Genomic DNA, 1379 nt, shown 5'->3' with positions numbered 1-1379 from the left:
CGCATCACCCGTCCCAGACCTTGACCGGCCCGCCGGTCCCTACCCCGTGCCCGCCCTGTGCTCGTCCTGTGGCGGGTTGGTCCTGAACGCCCTCGGGGGTCTTCGATGTGCCTGGTTGTCGTCTTCCTGCTGGCCGTGATGCTGGCCGCACCGGTTCTGGCCGCACCGTGCTGGGACACGGCCGCCCAGCGCTACGGCGTCGCGCCGGAACTGCTCTACGCCGTCGCCCGCACCGAGTCGAACCTGAACCCGAAGGCGGTGAATCGGGCCCACGAGAAGCGCACCGGCAGCTACGACATCGGCCTGATGCAGATCAACAGCCGGCACCTGCCCAAGCTCGCCGGCTTCGGCATCCGCGAAGCCGACCTGTACGACGCCTGCATCAACCTGCAGGTCGGCGCCTGGCTGATGGCCGACAGCTTCTCGCGCCACGGCGTGAGCTGGAACGCGGTGGGAGCCTACAACGCGGCCTGCAGCCAACTCAAGGGCAACGCGTGCACGCAGGCGCGCGCCACCTATGCCTGGAAGGTGTACCGGCATCTGCCATCGGCAGCACCCCAGGGTTCCGCTCGGCCATCACGGTCGGCCGCCGCTGCGGCCGCGCAGCACCAACCCCTGCACGTGAGGATAGCGCCATGACGCGCGGGAAGCACGTGTTTTCCGGATGGCCGGGCGCGGTCGTGTCGTGCCTGGCCGTTGCGGCCTGTGCTGTGCCGCCTCCACCGCCGTCGGTACCGCCACCCGCCCCCGCAACCATCGACCAGGCACGGCTGGCGCAACGCGGACACGGCAGGCATGCGGCATTCGAGCTGTGCCGGGGCGCCGCCTGCCCGCAGCGCACACCGAAGACGCTGTCGACAGCTTCGGGGACCAGGCCATCGCCGGTATCGTCATCTGCTCCTGCGAAAGACACCAGGGCCGCCGTGCCGCAGCGCGCGGATGACGAACGCATCGAGCGCGCCCATCCCACGAGCAGACCACCGACGATGCCCACGCCAGCATTGGACCCGCCCGTGGACCAGCAGCTGTCCGTGCATTTCCCATTTGCGAGCGCGCGCCTCAATGAAGCGGCACGCGCTGCGCTGCGTGAAGCCGCCCCGCGCCTGACGAAGGCGCAAGAGATCTCCCTGCGCGGGCGAACCGACAGCACAGGCCCGGCGGCGGCGAACGACTGGGTGGCCGAGGCGCGTGCGCAGGCCGTGCTGCGCGAGTTGCGGGTCCTGGCCCCTGGCGTCGCCTCGCGCGTGCATGTCGAGGCACAAGGTGGCTGCTGCTTCGTCGATTCCAACGACAGCCCCGCCGGCCGGGCCCTCAATCGCCGCGTGGAGATCCGCTACCGATTCGTCATCGACGCCCCGCCCTGATCGGGCCTTGAGGAC

At 70.3% G+C, this 1379-nt stretch carries 2 protein-coding genes; both read left to right on the top strand.

Annotated features, from left to right (window positions below; all coding sequences use genetic code 11):
* Positions 1 to 105 precede the first annotated feature (105 nt).
* Positions 106 to 639: a lytic transglycosylase domain-containing protein gene (locus tag AC07ZS_RS29795; protein WP_494802035.1), complete on the top strand. Its 534-nt coding sequence runs from the start codon at positions 106 to 108 to the stop codon at positions 637 to 639.
* A 347-nt stretch (positions 640 to 986) separates the two neighbouring features.
* On the top strand, positions 987 to 1364 hold the full coding sequence (locus tag AC07ZS_RS29790) for an OmpA family protein (RefSeq protein WP_494802034.1): 378 nt from the start codon (positions 987 to 989) through the stop codon (positions 1362 to 1364).
* Positions 1365 to 1379 lie beyond the last annotated feature (15 nt).

The sequence above is a fragment of the Hydrogenophaga sp. GW456-12-10-14-TSB4 genome, from assembly GCF_059424305.1.
This window is presented reverse-complemented; position numbering and strand designations above follow the sequence as displayed.

Coding starts and splice junctions, on each gene's coding strand:
- AC07ZS_RS29795 (WP_494802035.1), top strand. CDS start 106: ATGTGCCTGGTTGTCGTCTTCCTGCTGGCCGTGATGCTGGCCGCACCG.
- AC07ZS_RS29790 (WP_494802034.1), top strand. CDS start 987: ATGCCCACGCCAGCATTGGACCCGCCCGTGGACCAGCAGCTGTCCGTG.